The 15,285-nt window shown below is 72.5% G+C and carries 13 protein-coding genes and 1 pseudogene; 6 read left to right on the top strand and 8 right to left on the bottom strand.

All coding sequences use genetic code 11. The annotated features are described in order from the left end of the window. Nucleotides 1-6 precede the first annotated feature (6 nt). On the bottom strand, nt 7-453 hold the full coding sequence (locus ACZ6ZP_RS36170; RefSeq protein WP_351169774.1) for an Lrp/AsnC family transcriptional regulator: 447 nt from the start codon (nt 451-453) through the stop codon (nt 7-9). A gap of 103 nt (nt 454-556) precedes the next feature. Here ACZ6ZP_RS36170 and ACZ6ZP_RS36175 point away from each other — a divergent pair, with 103 nt between their 5' ends. Continuing rightward, nucleotides 557-1,075, top strand: coding sequence for a rhodanese-like domain-containing protein (locus tag ACZ6ZP_RS36175; RefSeq protein ID WP_469410193.1), 519 nt, complete (start codon nt 557-559; stop codon nt 1,073-1,075). A gap of 71 nt (nt 1,076-1,146) precedes the next feature. On the opposite strand, the gene ACZ6ZP_RS36180 is transcribed toward ACZ6ZP_RS36175, so the two are convergent. Both ACZ6ZP_RS36180 and ACZ6ZP_RS36185 read right to left on the bottom strand, forming a co-directional pair. Next, on the bottom strand, nt 1,147-2,865 hold the full coding sequence (locus ACZ6ZP_RS36180) for a DUF885 domain-containing protein (protein WP_469410050.1): 1,719 nt from the start codon (nt 2,863-2,865) through the stop codon (nt 1,147-1,149). Nucleotides 2,866-2,900: 35 nt separating this feature from the next. Next, nucleotides 2,901-3,413 (bottom strand): Lrp/AsnC family transcriptional regulator, encoded by a 513-nt coding sequence (locus ACZ6ZP_RS36185; RefSeq protein ID WP_351169765.1) that lies wholly within the window; start codon nt 3,411-3,413, stop codon nt 2,901-2,903. Nucleotides 3,414-3,473: 60 nt separating this feature from the next. Between ACZ6ZP_RS36185 and ACZ6ZP_RS36190 the strand changes: the two genes are divergently transcribed. After that, a complete protein-coding gene (locus ACZ6ZP_RS36190) occupies nt 3,474-4,766 on the top strand; it encodes a trans-sulfuration enzyme family protein (protein WP_383825711.1) in 1,293 nt (430 codons plus the stop codon). On the opposite strand, the gene ACZ6ZP_RS36195 is transcribed toward ACZ6ZP_RS36190, so the two are convergent. Both ACZ6ZP_RS36195 and ACZ6ZP_RS36200 read right to left on the bottom strand, forming a co-directional pair. Next, nucleotides 4,714-6,210, bottom strand: coding sequence for a GNAT family N-acetyltransferase (locus ACZ6ZP_RS36195; RefSeq protein ID WP_469410053.1), 1,497 nt, complete (start codon nt 6,208-6,210; stop codon nt 4,714-4,716). The two genes, ACZ6ZP_RS36190 and ACZ6ZP_RS36195, sit on opposite strands and share 53 nt — an antisense overlap. Before the next feature lie 141 nt (nt 6,211-6,351). Next, a complete protein-coding gene (locus ACZ6ZP_RS36200; protein ID WP_351169756.1) occupies nt 6,352-7,935 on the bottom strand; it encodes an alkaline phosphatase D family protein in 1,584 nt (527 codons plus the stop codon). Nucleotides 7,936-8,224: 289 nt separating this feature from the next. On the opposite strand from ACZ6ZP_RS36200, the gene ACZ6ZP_RS36205 reads away from it, so the two are divergent. Then, nucleotides 8,225-8,635, top strand: coding sequence for a VOC family protein (locus tag ACZ6ZP_RS36205; RefSeq protein ID WP_469410056.1), 411 nt, complete (start codon nt 8,225-8,227; stop codon nt 8,633-8,635). Here ACZ6ZP_RS36205 and pdxR read toward each other — a convergent pair whose 3' ends face one another. Next, on the bottom strand, nt 8,636-10,066 hold the full coding sequence (pdxR, locus tag ACZ6ZP_RS36210; RefSeq protein ID WP_351169750.1) for a MocR-like pyridoxine biosynthesis transcription factor PdxR: 1,431 nt from the start codon (nt 10,064-10,066) through the stop codon (nt 8,636-8,638). Nucleotides 10,067-10,175: 109 nt separating this feature from the next. Between pdxR and ACZ6ZP_RS36215 the strand changes: the two are divergent. Then, nucleotides 10,176-10,982: pseudogene (locus ACZ6ZP_RS36215) on the top strand (DMT family transporter); the annotation flags it as partial. Nucleotides 10,983-11,054: 72 nt separating this feature from the next. Here the strand turns inward: ACZ6ZP_RS36215 and ACZ6ZP_RS36220 are convergent. After that, on the bottom strand, nt 11,055-11,900 hold the full coding sequence (locus ACZ6ZP_RS36220) for an alpha/beta fold hydrolase (RefSeq protein ID WP_469410194.1): 846 nt from the start codon (nt 11,898-11,900) through the stop codon (nt 11,055-11,057). A gap of 182 nt (nt 11,901-12,082) precedes the next feature. Here ACZ6ZP_RS36220 and sigJ point away from each other — a divergent pair, with 182 nt between their 5' ends. Both sigJ and ACZ6ZP_RS36230 read left to right on the top strand, forming a co-directional pair. Next, a complete protein-coding gene (gene sigJ, locus ACZ6ZP_RS36225) occupies nt 12,083-12,973 on the top strand; it encodes an RNA polymerase sigma factor SigJ (RefSeq protein WP_351169744.1) in 891 nt (296 codons plus the stop codon). 244 nt (nt 12,974-13,217) lie between these two features. Continuing rightward, a complete protein-coding gene (locus tag ACZ6ZP_RS36230; RefSeq protein ID WP_351169741.1) occupies nt 13,218-13,979 on the top strand; it encodes a GntR family transcriptional regulator in 762 nt (253 codons plus the stop codon). Nucleotides 13,980-14,045: 66 nt separating this feature from the next. On the opposite strand, the gene ACZ6ZP_RS36235 is transcribed toward ACZ6ZP_RS36230, so the two are convergent. After that, the gene (locus tag ACZ6ZP_RS36235; protein ID WP_351169738.1) at nt 14,046-15,203 is read right to left on the bottom strand and encodes an ROK family transcriptional regulator; all 1,158 of its coding nucleotides are present in this window, start codon (nt 15,201-15,203) and stop codon (nt 14,046-14,048) included. Between the last annotated feature and the right edge of the window lie 82 nt (nt 15,204-15,285).

Consider the following 15,285-nt stretch of genomic DNA (forward strand, 5'->3'; position numbering starts at 1 on the left):
ACCAGGTCAGCGGCCCAGCGGGCGCCTCGGCAGGGGCGAGGAGTAGACGATGCTCGTGGTCACCGACCCCAGCGCGCCGATCTTCCCCGCGACCTCCTCCAGGTGACCCATCGAGCGCGCGGCGACCTTGATGACGAAGCAGTCGTCACCGGTCACGTGGTGCGCCTCCAGGATCTCGGGGGTCACCTCGACCAGGTCGTGGAACGGCTTGTAATGGCCGTTCGGGTAGCGCAGGCGCACGAACGCCAGGATGGGCAGACCGAGACGCTCCGGATCGACCACGGCCGCGTACCCCTGGATCACGCCCGCCTCCTCCAGGCGGCGGACCCGTTCGGTGACGGCGCTCGCGGACATGGAGACGGCACGGGCCAGCTCGGCATAGCTGGCGCGGCCCTCACGCTGGAGGACGTCGAGGATGCGCCAGTCGGTGGCGTCCGTGGAATAACCGGTCATGCCTGAGAGGTAACAGGGGAATCCCCGGCGGATCAAGAGGTAGGCCGGGGATCGGATCTTCTGGGGCGGCGGCTTCGCCCGTAGATTTCTGGCCATGAGCACAGTGACGAACACCGAGCCGACGACCGCCCCGGCCACGGCGGCCGCCGCCCCCGGCGCCCCGAACCCCGTCCTGCGGGTCGCCCCCGCCGTCCCGGCGGCCGCCGCCGCGTACTTCGGCGCGAGCCTCGCCTTCCACGCCGACGTGTCCGACGTCGCCTCCGCGCTCGCCGCCGACGGCGACCCCGGCTTCGTCGTGCTCGACTCCCGCTCGACCGAGTCCTGGGACCAGGGGCACATCCCCGGCGCGATCCACCTGCCCACCGCGCTCATCGCCGAGCAGGCCGGGCAACTCCTCGACCAGTCCGTCCCCGTCGTCACCTACTGCTGGGGTCCGGGCTGCAACGGCGCGACCCGCGCCGCCCTCGCCCTGGCCCAACTGGGCTTCCAGGTCAAGGAGATGCTGGGCGGCTTCGAGTACTGGGTCCGCGAGGGCTTCACGTTCGAGACCTGGGAGGGCAGCGAGCGCCGTACGCCCGACGCTCTGACGGCCCCGCTGGACGCGGACGACTGCGGCTGCTGAGGCCCATCAAAGGACCGACGCGAAGGACCGATGCGAAGGGCCGACGCGAAGGGCCGACGCGCAGGGACGGTTCAAAGGGCCGACAACTCGTCCACCAGGTCGTCGAGGCCCAGCGACCCCTGCGACAACGCGGCCATGTGCCACGCCTTCGCGTCGAAGGCATCGCCAAGGCGCCGCCGCGCGTTCTCGCGCCCCAGCAGCCAGGCCCGCTCGCCCAGCTTGTAGCCGATGGCCTGGCCGGGGATGGAGAGGTAGCGGGTCATCTCGCTGGCCACGTACTCCGTGGGACGGCTGCAGTGCGCGTCGTAGAACTCCTGCGCGAGGTCGGGGGTCCAGCGCTCGCCCGGGTGGAAGGGCGCGTCCGCCGGGATCTCCAGCTCCAGGTGCATGCCGATGTCGACGATGACGCGCAGCGCCCGCATCATCTGGGCGTCCAGATAGCCGAGCCTGCGCTCGGCGTCCGTGAGGAAGCCGAGCTCGTCCATGAGCCGCTCGGCGTACAGCGCCCAGCCCTCCGCGTTGGCGCTGACGATTCCGATCGTCGCCTGGTAGCGGGAGAGATCCTCCGCCACGTGCGCCCACTGCGCCAGCTGGAGATGGTGGCCGGGCACGCCCTCGTGGTACCAGGTGGAGACCAGGTCGTAGACGGGGAAGCGGGTCTCGCCCATCGTCGGCAGCCACGTCCGGCCGGGACGCGAGAAGTCCTCCGACGGGCCCGAGTAGTACGGGGCCGCCGCGCCGCCCGGCGGGGCGATGTGGGACTCGACCTTCCGCACCCGCTCGGCGAGTTCGAAGTGCGTGCCGTCCAGCGCCTCGATCGCGTCGTCCATCAGCTCCTGGAGCCAGACCCGCACCTCCTCCACACCCTCGATGTGCGTGCCGTGCTCGTCGAGGTGCGCCAGTGCCACCCACGGAGTGGCCGCGCCGGGCAGGACCTTCTCGGCCTCGGTGCGCATCTCGCCGAGCAGCCGGTGGAATTCGGCCCAGCCGTACGCGTACGCCTCGTCGAGGTCCAGGTCGGTGCCGTTGAAGTAGCGCGACCAGCGGGCGTAGCGCTCGCGGCCCACCGTGTCGGGCGCGCCCTCGATCGCGGGCGCGTACACGTCCCGCATCCAGTCGCGCAGCGCCACGACCGACGCGGTGGCGGCGCGCGCCGCCTCGTCCAGTTCGGTGCGGAGCGCGTCCGGGCCGTCGGAGGCGAACTCCTCGAACCAGCCGCGGCCCTCGCTCCCGCCGGGACCCGCCCACTCGCCGAGCTGCTCGATGAAGGTGGCGGTGGGACGGGGAGCCGCGAACAGCTTGCGCTTCAGGCCCAGTTCGAGCGAGGCGCGATAGCCCTCGTACGCGGCCGGTACGGCCCGCAGCCGTTCGGCGATCGCCGTCCAGTCCTCGGCCGTCTCCATCGGCGTCACGGTGAAGATCTCGCGCACCGCGTGCGGAATCGTGTGCAGATTGCCGACCGCGCGCAGCCCCTCGCCCGCCTCGTGCACCGCGAGTTCGGCGGTGAGCCGCTCCCGCAGCAACCGCCCGCACCGGCGCTCGGCCTCGGTTCCGGCGCCGGGCAGCCGCTCCGCCTCGTCGAGCCGGGCGAGCGTCCTGCGGGCGAGCTCCGCCACGGCGTCCTGGCCCGCGGGCGAGGTGTCCGGGAGCTTGCTGTGGCTGGCCTTGACGCCGAGATACGTGCCGTTGATGGGGTCGAGGGCGATGAGCTCGTCGACATAGGAGTCGGCGACCTGGCGGGGCAGTGGGCTCGTGTTCTCGCCCGCGTTCGAGATCTTCATGTCTGACATGCGGACATCCTCGTACGCGGAACATGCTCGCGTCATCACGATTGGCCGGAGCTCTGCCCTTGGTCATCGGCCCCGGGGCCCGGCGGCAGGAGCGGTCCGCACTCCCACTGCTGGAAGATCAACCGCGTCTCCACGCGGGCCACTTCGCGCCGTGCCGTGAACTCGTCGAGGACGAGCCGCTGCAGGTCCGCGGTGTCGGCCACCGCCACGTGCACCAGATAGTCGTCGGGCCCCGCGAGATGGAACACCGACCGCGACTCCGGCAGCGCCCTGATCCGGTCCACGAACGGCCCGACGAGCTCCCGCCGGTGCGGGCGCACCTGCACGGAGAGCAGCGCCTCAAGGCCGCGTCCGAGCTTCGCCGGATCGAGCCGCAGCTGATGCCCGAGAATCACACCGGAGCGGCGCAACCGGGAGATACGGTCCAGACAGGTCGACGGGGCGACGCCGACCTGGGCCGCGAGATCGCGGTAGGTGATCCGGGCATCGTTCTGCAGCAGCCGCAGTATGCGGAGATCCACCGGGTCCAGTACGACAGATTCAGCCACGCGCCGAACGTAGCACGGGCTTCAACTACCAGTCACCGGCCTTTGTTCAGGCTGTGGGGCATGGACACGAACACGGAACCCCGCACCGGATCCGGCCACCCGACCCCGACCCCGGCACCACCCGCCCCGCGCGCCCTCGCCACCGAGGCCGTGCACGCCGGACGCGACGACCTGGCCGGGCTCGGCCTGCACGCCGCGCCGATCGACCTGTCCACCACCTACCCGTCGTACGACACCCGCGGCGAGGCCGCGCGCATCGACGCCTTCGCCGCCGACGGCGCCCTGGACGACGGACCGCCCGTCTACGCCCGCCTCGCGAACCCGACGGTGGCCCGCTTCGAGACCGCCCTCGCGCGGCTGGAGGGGACACAGAGCGCGGTCGCCTTCGCGAGCGGCATGGCGGCGCTGACCGCGGTCCTTCTCGTGCGCGGAGCGGCGGGACTGCGCCACGTCGTGGCGGTCCGCCCGCTGTACGGCTGTAGCGACCACCTCCTGACGGCGGGGCTGCTGGGCTCCGAGGTGACCTGGGTCGATCCGGCCGGGATAGCCGACGCCATCCGCCCCGACACGGGCCTGGTGCTCGTCGAGTCGCCCGCCAATCCGACCCTGGCCGAGCTCGATCTGCGTGCGGTGGCCAAGTCCTGCGGCACGGTGCCGCTGCTGGCCGACAACACCTTCGCGACGCCCGTCCTCCAGCGGCCCGTCGAGAGCGGGGCGCGGCTCGTGCTGCACAGCGCCACCAAGTACCTGGGCGGGCACGGAGACGTCCTGGGCGGAGTGATCGCGTGCGACGAGGAGTTCGCGCGGCAGCTGCGGCAGGTCCGGTTCGCCACCGGCGGAGTGCTGCATCCGCTGGCCGGATACCTGCTGCTGCGCGGTCTCTCCACGCTGCCGGTGCGGGTGCGCGCCGCGTCCGCGAACGCGGCGGAGCTCGCGCGGCGCCTTGCCGCCGACCCGCGCGTGCGCCGCGTGCACTATCCGCGTCTGGGCGGCGCCATGGTCGCCTTCGAGGTCCGCGGCGATCCGCACGCGGTGACCGCCGGGGTGCGGTTGATCACCCCGGCGGTCAGCCTCGGCAGCGTCGACACGCTCATCCAGCATCCGGCGTCCATCAGCCACCGGGTCGTGGACGCGGCGGACCGGCGCTCGTCGGGCGTGAGCGACAGCCTGCTGCGTCTGTCGGCCGGGCTTGAGGACGTCGAGGACCTGTGGCAGGACCTCGACCGCGCCCTCGGGAGCCCTCGGCCGTCCGGCACCGGCACAGGTGCCGACGCCGGCGCGTCGGCCGATGTGCCCCGGGTCAGTGCTGCTCGGCCCGCCCCTGCGGCTGGTCGTACGGCAGTCGCGAGCTGACCGGCGTCGCTTCGAGGCGGGCGGTGATGACCAGCGTGCCTTCCTCGATCTGGTAGTCGAGGGGAAGGCCGAGGCCGCGCATCGCGGCGACCATGCCCGTGTTGGAGGCCTGCGTCACCGCGTACACGCTCTCGCAGCCGGCCTCGACCGCCAACGCCACCAGGCGGCCCAGGAGTTCGCTGCCGATGCCGCGGCGCTGCCAGTCGTCCTCGACGAGCAGCGCGATCTCGGTCTCGTCGCCGTCCCAGAGCAGATGGCCGATGCCGACGATGCGCCCGGACGCGGTCTGCACGGCCAGGGTGCGGCCGAACCGCGGGCTGAGCAGGTGGTTGAGGTAGCGGTCCGCGTCCCGTACGGGGCCGTGGTAGCGCATGCCGAGGGTGCGCTGCGAGCAGCGCTCGTGCATGGCCTTGGCCGCGTCGACATCGGTGGTGTCGGCCCGGCGGACGGTGATGGGGCTGCCCTCGGCGAGGGTCAGTACGTCCTGGCTGCGCGGCATGCGCGGGCCCAGCCGGGTGTCGAGCTCGACCAGGGCACGCGCGCGGGCGAACTCGGTGGGCGTGAACGGCAGGTACGGCCGCTCCACGGTGATCACTTCGCCGTCCGGGGCCTGTAGCCGCAGCACCGTGCCCTCGCCCTCCAGCGCGCCCTCGACGGGTGCGCCCTCGGCGGGCTTGGCCGCCCGCGGCCCGGCGGTGGACTGGGCCTTGGCGGGCAGGGAGCGGATGGTGCAGCGGCCCAGCAACTGGCGCAGGGCGAGCGGCAGTTCGGCGGCGTCGAGGGCGGTGCGGGTGGCCAGGCTCAGGATACGGGTGGGGGCGTCCACCAGGTCGTGGGCGTCCGCACGCTCGATCCAGGTGCCCGATCCGCCCGCGTGCGCGACGCCCCGGGTGATCTCGGCCGCGGGCAGGTCGGCGGGGGCGCGCAGCAGGAACTCGTCGACGGTGCCTTCGGCCAGCGGGTGCGCCTGGAGGCTCAGGATGTCGACCCTGCCGTGCGCCAGCGCGGTGCACAGGGCGGCGAGCGAGCCGGGCTCGTCCCGCACCGTGGTGCGCATCCGCCACAGCGTCGTCGCCCCTGCGGACGACTCCGTGGCGATGGCCCCGGCCTGTTCCATGGCCGTCATGGGGCCGCTCCGCGACCCGCCCTGCTGGCTGGTCCGCTGCCCGGCGGCGTGCGGCCGGGCGCCGGTATCGTCCGCTGTCGGGGGTGCGTGGTTGTGGCGGCGTGCCCACCATGTGTGGAACCCGACCGTGGCGAGCAGCACCACGGCCGAGATTACGAGCAGGGCGGGGCCGTCCGGGCCGTGCCCGATCATGTTCGCCACCGCGTCCGCCACGGCCACGGCCGTGAACAGGGCGGCGAGTTCCACCAGATCCCGCCGCCAGTGGTGAACGGGACGGCCATGTTTGGTTCGCGTCACATCAGACATGTCTGTACTCATACGGCCACTGTGGAGGAAGGGTGTTGCGTGATCACGAACGTTTTGTGACTGATGGGTTAAGACGCCTTCTGTCCGTTTAGTTCAACTTTGCTCTTCCTTGGTATCCGGACATGACCTCTTGCTGTCCCTTCGGGGGTGAAATCACTGCTGTCCCACCTGGCCCGGCCGCAGTGCCTTGGAGAACAGCACCCCGCCGCCCTCCTGTCGCAGCCGCACGGTCAGCTCGCCGCTGGCCCCGTCGATGTCGACCTCGCCGAAGTACTGCGGGGTCTCGGCCGGTGAGGTGTTGGCGCGGTTCGGCGCCTTCACGAAGCGCTGCTCGGCGCCGAACGTCCCGTCGAGCTTGAGCGCCTGGAAGCCGCCCGCGGCCAGCGGCCCCGAGACGAACTCCCAGAACGGCGCGAAGTCCTTGAACGCCGCACGCGAGGGGTCGTAGTGCTGGGCCGAGGTGTAGTGCACGTCGGCGGTCAGCCACACCGTCCCGGTGACCTTGCGGTGCTTGATGTGCCGCAGCAGCTCGGCGATCTGCAGCTCGCGGCCCAGCGGCGCGCCCGGGTCGTTCTGCGCGACGGCCTCGAAGTTCGCCGCGCCGTCGGGCACGACGAGGCCCAGCGGCATGTCGGACGCGATGACCTTCCAGGTGGCGCGCGAGCGCGACAGCTCCCGCTTGAGCCACCGCAACTGCCGGGCGCCCAGGATGCCGGTGGTGTCGTCGGGCTGGCGGCCGGGCGAGTTGGCGTTGCGGTAGGAGCGCATGTCCAGGACGAACACGTCCAGGAGCGGCCCGTGCCGCAGCACGCGGTACACCCGGCCGTCCTCGTCGCCCGGCGGGAGCGTGGAGATCGGGTAGTACTCGCTGAACGCGCGCAGGGAGCGCCCGGCCAGGACGTCCACGTTCTTCTCCGTGTAGCGGGGGTCGGTCAGGATCTGCCCCGGATACCAGTTGTTGCGCACCTCGTGGTCGTCCCACTGGACGATGGAGGGCACCTGCGCGTTGAAGCGCCGCAGGTTCTCGTCGAGCAGGTTGTAGCGGAAGGCGCCGCGGAACTCCGCCAGCGACTCGGCGACCTTCGACTTCTCCTCCGTGGTCACGTTCCGCCACACCCTGCCGTCGGGCAGGGTGACGCTGGGCAGGATGGGCCCGTCGGCGTAGATGTTGTCGCCGCTGCACAGGAAGAAGTCCGGGTCCCTCTGGCGCATCTCGTCGAAGATGCGCCAGCCGCCGCGGTCCGGGTTGATGCCCCACCCCTGGCCCGCGATGTCGCCCGACCACAGGAAGCGCACGCCTTCCTTGCGCCCCTTCGGTGTCGTACGGAACGTGCCGGTGACCGGCTCGCCGGTACGTCTGGGGTCGTCGGGGTCGGCCAGGATCACGCGGTAGTGGATCTGCTCGCCCGCGGGCAGTCCGCGCAGCCGTGTCGTCCCGGTGAAGTCCGTGTCCGGGCCGAGCACCGGGCCCTTCCAGCGGGTGGGGTTGCGGAACGACTCCGTGGCGGACGTCTCCACGATCATGCGCGCCGGTCGGTCCGAACGCACCCACACCAGGCCCGCGTGCGCCGTCACGTCACCGGCCTGCACACCCCACTCGGCCCGCGGACGCCCGGACCGGGCGAACGCCGGAGCGGCCCCGGCGAGAGACGGCACGGCCAGTGCCGCAGGCACGGCGAGCGAACCGCGCAGCACACTGCGGCGGCGAGGGGACGGGCTCGGCTCAGGGTGTGACATGAATGCGCCTCCAGTGACAGGTCCGACCAGTGTGCAGGGCCACAACTAGTGGTGCGCGGCGGCGCACACACAAACCCCAAGTGAACAACTGCCCATGGGTACAAGGGAACCGGTGTGCGAACGGCATGTCGCCCGTGCCGTCTCCTACATCTCCGGTCGCAGGTCCCCAGTCGCGGCACACCCGCCGCGCGCCCGAGGCCGGACGGCCGATGTCCGAAGATCGTTCGCTGGCTACGCTCGGGAGACAGGGGTGCGCGGCCGAGCGCGCCGCGTCCGAAGGGGGAGTCCCATGCCGGTCAACGGTCAGAGCCACATCCGCATCGCCCGTCCGTCCCGCGATCTCGCCGCGGCGGAGCGCTTCTGGGTGACGGGCCTCGGCCTGGACGTCGTATGGCGGTCGGAGGGCGGCGGCGCGCCCGGCGAGCACGACCTGCTCATGGCCGGATGGCCGGACGCCTCCTGGCATCTCGAACTCGTGCACGAGGCGGACAAGCCGGTCCGACCGCGCCCCACGGAGGAGGACCTGCTCGTCGTCTACCTCGACGAGCCCGTCCCCGACGAGCTGGTGGCACGCCTCGAAGCGCACGGCGGCACCCGCGTCCAGTCGCCCAACCCGTACTGGAACGAGTGGGGCGTCACCGTCGAGGACCCGGACGGCTACCGCCTGGTGCTCTGCACGCGCGCGTGGTCCAACTCCTGATCAGGCGCTCCGGGCGGCCTCGGCGACCAGCCGTACTCCCTCGGTGATCCTGGCGGGCGTCAGATGGGCGTAGCCGAGGACGAGGCGCACCCCGGAGCCCACCGCCGAGCCGTCGTCACTGCCGTAGGCGCTCAGCGGCCGGACGGTGACCCCGGCCGCCGCCGTACGCCGCAGGAAGTCCTCCTGCGGTCCGCAGTGCTCGGGCAGCCGGGCGATGACGTGCAGTCCGGCGGCGATCCCGGTGACCTCCGTGCCGGGCAGGTGCTCGTCGAGCGCCGCGACCAGCGTGTCCCTGCGCTCCCGGTAGGCACGCTGGCAGCGGCGCAACTGGCGGTCGTAGTCCCCGCGTTCGACGAACCGCGCGAGCAGCGCCTGGTCGAGCGCCGGATTGCCCAGGTCCATCATGCGCTTGCGGGCGACGACCTCGTCGGTCATCGACTCCGGCACCAGCAGCCACCCCAGGCGAAGCCCCGGCGCGAGCGACTTGCTGACCGAGCCCGTGTACGCGACGTGCCCCGGGTCGAGCCCTTGCAGCGCGCCCACCGGGGCGCGGTCGTAGCGGAAGTCCCCGTCGTAGTCGTCCTCGATGATCAGACCGTCCACGGACCGCGCCCAGTCCAGGAGTTCGGTGCGCCGCCGTGCCGAGTAGCCGATGCCCAGGGGGAACTGATGGGCGGGCGTGGTGAGGACCGCACGCAGCCCCCGCTCCCTCAGTACGCCGGTGACCATGCCCTCGTCGTCGAGCGGGACCGGCACCGTGCCGACGTCCGCCGATGCGAACAGCTCGCCGTGCTGCGGGCTTCCGGGGTCCTCGACGCCGACCGTGCGCACCCCGCGCGCGTGCAGCACGAAGCCGACCAGGGCGGTGGCCTGCGCCACTCCGGAGCAGACGACGATCCCCTCGGGGTCGGCGACCACGCCCCTGCGGCGTACGAGCAGTTCGGCGAGGGCCGTACGCAGCCGGGGCAGGCCCCGCGGGTCGGGGTAGCCGAGTGCGTGATGGGGCAGTTCGGCCAGGACGCCGCGGTGCGCGGCCGCCCACGCGGCGCGCGGGAACAGGGACAGATCGGGGGTGCCCGCGATGAAGTCCACGCGCGCGTGGACGGGACGCGGCGCCAGATCGCGTGCGCCGCGTGCGGCGGTCCGGGCCGCCCCGCCCACCCAGGTCCCCGCGCCGCGGTCGCTGCGCAGATAGCCCTCGGCCGTCAGCTGCTCGTACGCCTCGGTGACGAGCCCCCGCGAAACGCCCAGGTCGGCAGCGAGTTCACGGCTGGACGGCAGCCGCGTCCCCGGCGCGAGCCGCCCGGCCCTGACCGCGTCGCGCAGCGCCGACTGGAGACTGCGGCCACGGCTGCGGGCGGGGGCGGACGCGGCGGGGAGCAGCAGCTCCCAGGCGGCGGTGCCCGGTGCCCGCCCCGATCCTGACGTCATCGGGTGCGCCTCCTGAGCGTGACGGTGGACGGGCGAGGCGAAGTGGTCCCCGAAAAGGCCCCGGAAGTGGACCTTAAACCGGTCCGCGTCCGTTCCTAGCGTCAGGGACATGAACACGAACCCCACCCGCGGAGCCGGCGGAGCCCATGGATCCCTGCTCGCGGCACTCGCCTGCCTCCTCGTCGGCGGCTCCTTCACCGCCAACAGCCTCCTCGGCGACTACCCGTACGCGGGCGGCCAGTTCCTGCGCTACGGCCTGGCCTGCCTGCTGCTCCTGCCGCTGCTCGGGCGGGGCGCGACGGCGCCGCTGCGGCGTCTGACGGGGCGCCAGTGGGGGCGGCTCGCGGTGCTCGCCGCCGTCGGCATGGTCGGCTTCAACCTGGCGATCCTGGCCGCCGAACGCACGGCGGAACCTGCCGTACCGGGTGTCCTCGTAGGCTGCGCACCGGTCGTGGTGGCGGTCATCGTGCCGCTCCTTGAGGGGCGGCAGCCGCAACGGACGGTCATGTACGGGGCGTTGATCGTGGCCGCCGGTGCCTTCACGGTGCAGGGGTGGGGCCGTACGGACCTGGTCGGCATCCTCTTCTCCGTGGGCGCGCTCGCGGGCGAGGTCGGGTTCGCCGTCCTGGCCGTGCCCGTGCTGCGGCCGCTCGGCCCGAAGCTGCTCTCCGCCACGGTGTGCGGGATCGCCGCCGCCGAGTCCGCCGTCATCGGGGTCCTGGCCGACGGCGGGAACTGGCTGCGGGTGCCCGACGCCACCGAGGCGGCGGCCCTGCTGTGGCAGGCGGCGATCGTCACCGTCATCGGGTTCGTCTGCTGGTACTCGGGCATCCAGCGCATCGGCGCCGAGCGCGCCACCCTCTTCTCCGGGCTCATTCCCGTCGCGGCGGCCTTCACCGCCCCCTTGGTCGGCACCGGCACCTACGGCGTTCCGCAGGCCGTGGGCAGCGCGCTCGTCGGCGCCGGGGTGGCCCTGGGCTCCGGGGCGCTAGGCGGCCGGTTCGCGGCGGCACGTGTCCAGGACCACGCGCGCGACCAGCGCCGGATCGTCGTTCATCGGGACGTGCCCGCACCCGGGAAGCCGCACCAGGCGGGCCCCGGGGACGGCGTGCTTGGCGCGCACCCCCTGGCGGCGCAGCAGGATGCGGTCACGTGCGCCCCACGCGACGGTGACCGCGATGCCGGGCACGTCGTCGGCGAAGAGCACGTCGCGCCCGGCGGCCAGGGTCTGCTCGAACCCCGTGGCGTCGCGCAGCGCGAGCGTCTCGGCGACGACGGCCTCGGGTGAACGGCGGCCGGGACGGGCGTAGATGGTGCTGGTGAGCGCCGCGCGCCCGGCCGCGGTCCGCGAGAGCCGCTGGATCAGCGGCAACGGAAGGAGCCGCGCCCCGTGCCGCATCGCGAGCAGGGTGTTGAACGCGTACCGCCGCTCCCCGGGCGTCCAGAAGCCGGCCGGGGACAGTGCGGTGACCGAGCGCACGAGCTTCTCGCGGCCGAGCTCCAGGGCGAGCAGACCGCCCAGCGAGTTGCCCGCCACGTGCGGACGCTCGATCCCCAGCGCCTCGCACAGCGCGCCGAGCACGGACACCACCGTCGCTATGTCGTAGGGAAGCTCGTCGGGAAGCGCGGGGGACTCGCCGAATCCGGGCAGGTCCACGGCGATCACGTCGTACTCGGCGGCCAGAATGTCGAACACCAGGCCCCATGCCTGGCGGTGGTGGCCGATCCCGTGCAGCAGGAGCAGCGGCTCGCCCTCGCCCGCGCGTTCGTAGGCGACGGACAGGGTCCGCGGGCCGCCGGACGTCTCGACGCTGAAGGACACCTCTGCGGCCATTGCTGCTCCAGTCCCCGCCGCGTGGCGACGGTCCTCAGACACCTTAGACACCTTGTCAGCAACAATTACCGCTCAGTAGCCTCCAGTTCAAGGGGGAGGGGGCAACGGCCGCCGGTCCGGTGTGGGGCGCGCCGCACTCATTTCGCCTGGACACCGGGGAATCCGTCGGCTGGGATGGAGAGGTGGCAACCGACACCGCGACCGACGTCTTCGAAGAGCACCGGCCCGTCCTGATGGGCGTGGCCTACCGCATGCTCGGCCGGGTGGCCGACGCGGAGGACATCGTGCAGGAGGCCTGGCTGCGCTGGTCCTCGGCCGACCAGGCGCAAGTGCGCGAACCGCGCGCCTACTTGGTGCGCGTCACCACGCGGCTCGCCATCGACCGGCTGCGCCACGTGCAGTCGCGGCGCGAGTCCTACGTGGGCCCCTGGCTGCCCGAACCGCTGGTCACCGACTACGGGCCGACCGTCCCGGACACCGCCGAGCAGGCCGTGCTCGCCGACTCCGTGTCCATCGCCGTCCTGGTCGTCCTGGAGTCCCTCTCGCCCCTGGAGCGCGCGGTGTTCGTGCTGCGGGAGGCCTTCGGGTTCCCGTTCTCGGAGATCGCCCTCACGCTGGACCGCGGCGAGCCGGCGGTACGGCAGCTCGCGGCGCGCGCCCGCAAGCACGTCGACGAGGGAAGGCCGCGCTACGCGGTGGATCCGGACGAACGCCGGAACCTGACCGAGCGGTTCCTCGCCGCGGCGACCAGCGGCGACCTGGACGGCCTGATGTCCCTGCTGGCTCCGGACGTACGTCTGGTCGGCGACAGCGGCGGCAAGACCAGGGGGCCGCTGCGCGTCATCGAGAGTGCCGACAAGGTGGGCCGTTTCCTGGACGGTGCGGTCCGGCGGGGCGTGCCGGAGGGGGCGGAGGTGGAAGCCCGGTTCCTGGAGATCAACGGCGCGGCGTCCCTGCTGCTCCTGGTCGACGGCAAGCCGGACTCCATCGTCCAACTGGACGTCGTCGACGGGCAGATCGCGAACTTCTACATCATCCGTAACCCGGACAAGCTGGTCGGGTTCGCCTCGTAGAAGCCAATTGGCAGACCCCCGTCCACTCAGGGCGGGGGTTTTGTCTTGTTCGCTACGTGTACGTGACCCGACGCCAACATCGCGTGAATGCTCTGTGGCATCGTCCCTGTGCGGGCTGTAACGGATCGAGGATTGGTCTTGACCAAGGGTGGGTGCCGCTCTATCGTCGCAGAGATAGTGCAGGAACCTTTAATAAACAAGGGCGCTAAAAAGCCGCCGGTACACGGCGATTGCGGAGGACAGGGTGGGGACCACGCAGCTGGAAACGGCACCGGAGCCGAAGTACTGGCACCTCAAGACCGTGCTCAGCGAGGCACTCGACTCCGAGTTCACCGTCGGTGAGATCCTGCCCAACGAACGTGATCTCGCGGCCCGCTTCGGCGTGGCCCGCGCCACGCTCCGTCAGGCACTCGAGCAGCTGGAGCTGGAAGGCAGGCTGCAGCGCCGCCGCGGTGTCGGCACGACCGTCGCCCCGCCGCGGATGGGTGTGGCCGTCGGATCCGCACAAGGCACCTGGCCGGGCGAGGTCGGCGACGCCTGGCAGCCCGCCGACTGCGCACCGGCGGTCCCGCCCGCCGAGGTGGCCCGCATGCTGGAGGTCCACCCCGACGAACAGGTGCACGTCGTGCGGCGTACGCGCGTCTCGCACGGCCAGCCCGTGGCCGCCGAGCTGCTGTACGTGTCGACGGCGTCCGTCCCGGAGCTCTCCGCCATAGACGCCCCGTCCGGACCCTCACGCGCGCGTGGCGTGCTGCGCGAGCTGCACCGTCTGGGCCTCGAAGGACAGGACCGCGCCGTCGAACTCGGCTCGGCCCGCGCGGACGACGCCAAGGCGCTCGACCGGCTGCCGGGAGCCCCGGTCCTCGTCGTGACGACCCGCTTCCTCGCCGAGGGACGCACCGCCGCGGTCTCCGTGGCGACCTACCGCGCCGACACCTGCCGCCTCACGTTCGGCGACGCGGGCGGCGTGGAGATCCATCACGGCCCGGAGCGCCAGGCTTCCTGACCCCGCTCTACTCGTGCACGGCGATCTTCTCGTGCACGGCGATCTTCTTGTGCACGGCGCGTCGCCTCAGCGGCGCGCCGTGACCGTGCCCTCCACCGCGAACAGCTGCTCCTCGACATGGTCGAGGGCCAGCCGCAGCGCGCCCGTCGCGACGGCGGCCTCGCCGAGCACCGACAGGGCCACCCGCGGCGGCCGCAGGCAGTAGCGGGCCAACTCCCGGCGCAGCGGCTCCAGTACGCCGTCCAGACCGGCCGCCCAGCCACCCACGACGACCAGTTCGGGGTCCAGGGCGAGCACCAGCGCCGCCACGTCGTGCACCAGGCGCTGGATGAACCGCTCCACGGCCTGCCGCGCCCGCTCGTCGCCCTCGCGCGCGTGGGCGAACACCTCCGCCACCGCCTGCTCGTCGAGCGGGTGCAGCGGCTCGTCCGTGGTCGAAAGAAGCGTCTCGGGGGTCACGTCACGGCCGAGCAGGTGTAGGGCGCCGATCTCCCCGGCGGCGCCGCCGTACCCGCGGTGCAGCCGCCCGCCGATCAGCGCGCCGGCTCCCGGGCTGAGCCCCGCGAGGACGAACACCATGTCGTCCACCTCGGTCGCCGCACCCTTCCAGTGCTCGGCCACGGCCGCCGTGTTCGCGTCGTTCTCCACCAGGACCGGGCACTTGAAGGACCGGCGCAGGCGCTCGCCCAGCGGGAGTCCCGTCCACTCGGGCAGCGCGGTGCCCAGGCGGACCGTGCCGTCCGCCTCCACGATGCCGGGGCTGCCGACGCCCACCGCGCGCAGGGAGCTGCGGGCGATCTGGCCGCGGCGCAGCAGATCGGCGACCGCCGTGCGCAGCCGCTCGATGCGTTCGTCCGCCGGGGCCGTCTCGTCCACGTCCCTGGCCACCGTGCCCATCACCCGGCCGTCCAGGTCCGAGAGGACGGCGGCCACCCGGTGCGGGCCGATCTCCAGGCCCAGCAGGTGCCCCGCCTCGGCCCGGAAGCGGAACCTCCGGGCGGGCCGTCCCTGGCGTCGGGCCGCGCCTTCCTCGGCGGCGGTCTCCACCACGAGCCCGGCCTCGATGAGCCCCTCGACCACGCCTTCGACGGTCGGCCTCGAAAGCCCGGTCACCCGGGTGATCTCGGTCAGTGTCGCGAAGTCCGCCGCACGCAGCGCGTGCAGCACCACCGCGGAGTTGATCCGCCGCAGCAGAGAGGGATCCCCGCCGGTCAGCCGCCCCAACGTCCGTCCTCCCAGCTCGTGCGCATGTTGGGCGGATCGTACTCGCCGGGGCCCACCGCTGCGAGTGCCGGGCCCACCTGTG

Source organism: Streptomyces sp. NPDC054047, from assembly GCF_055585065.1.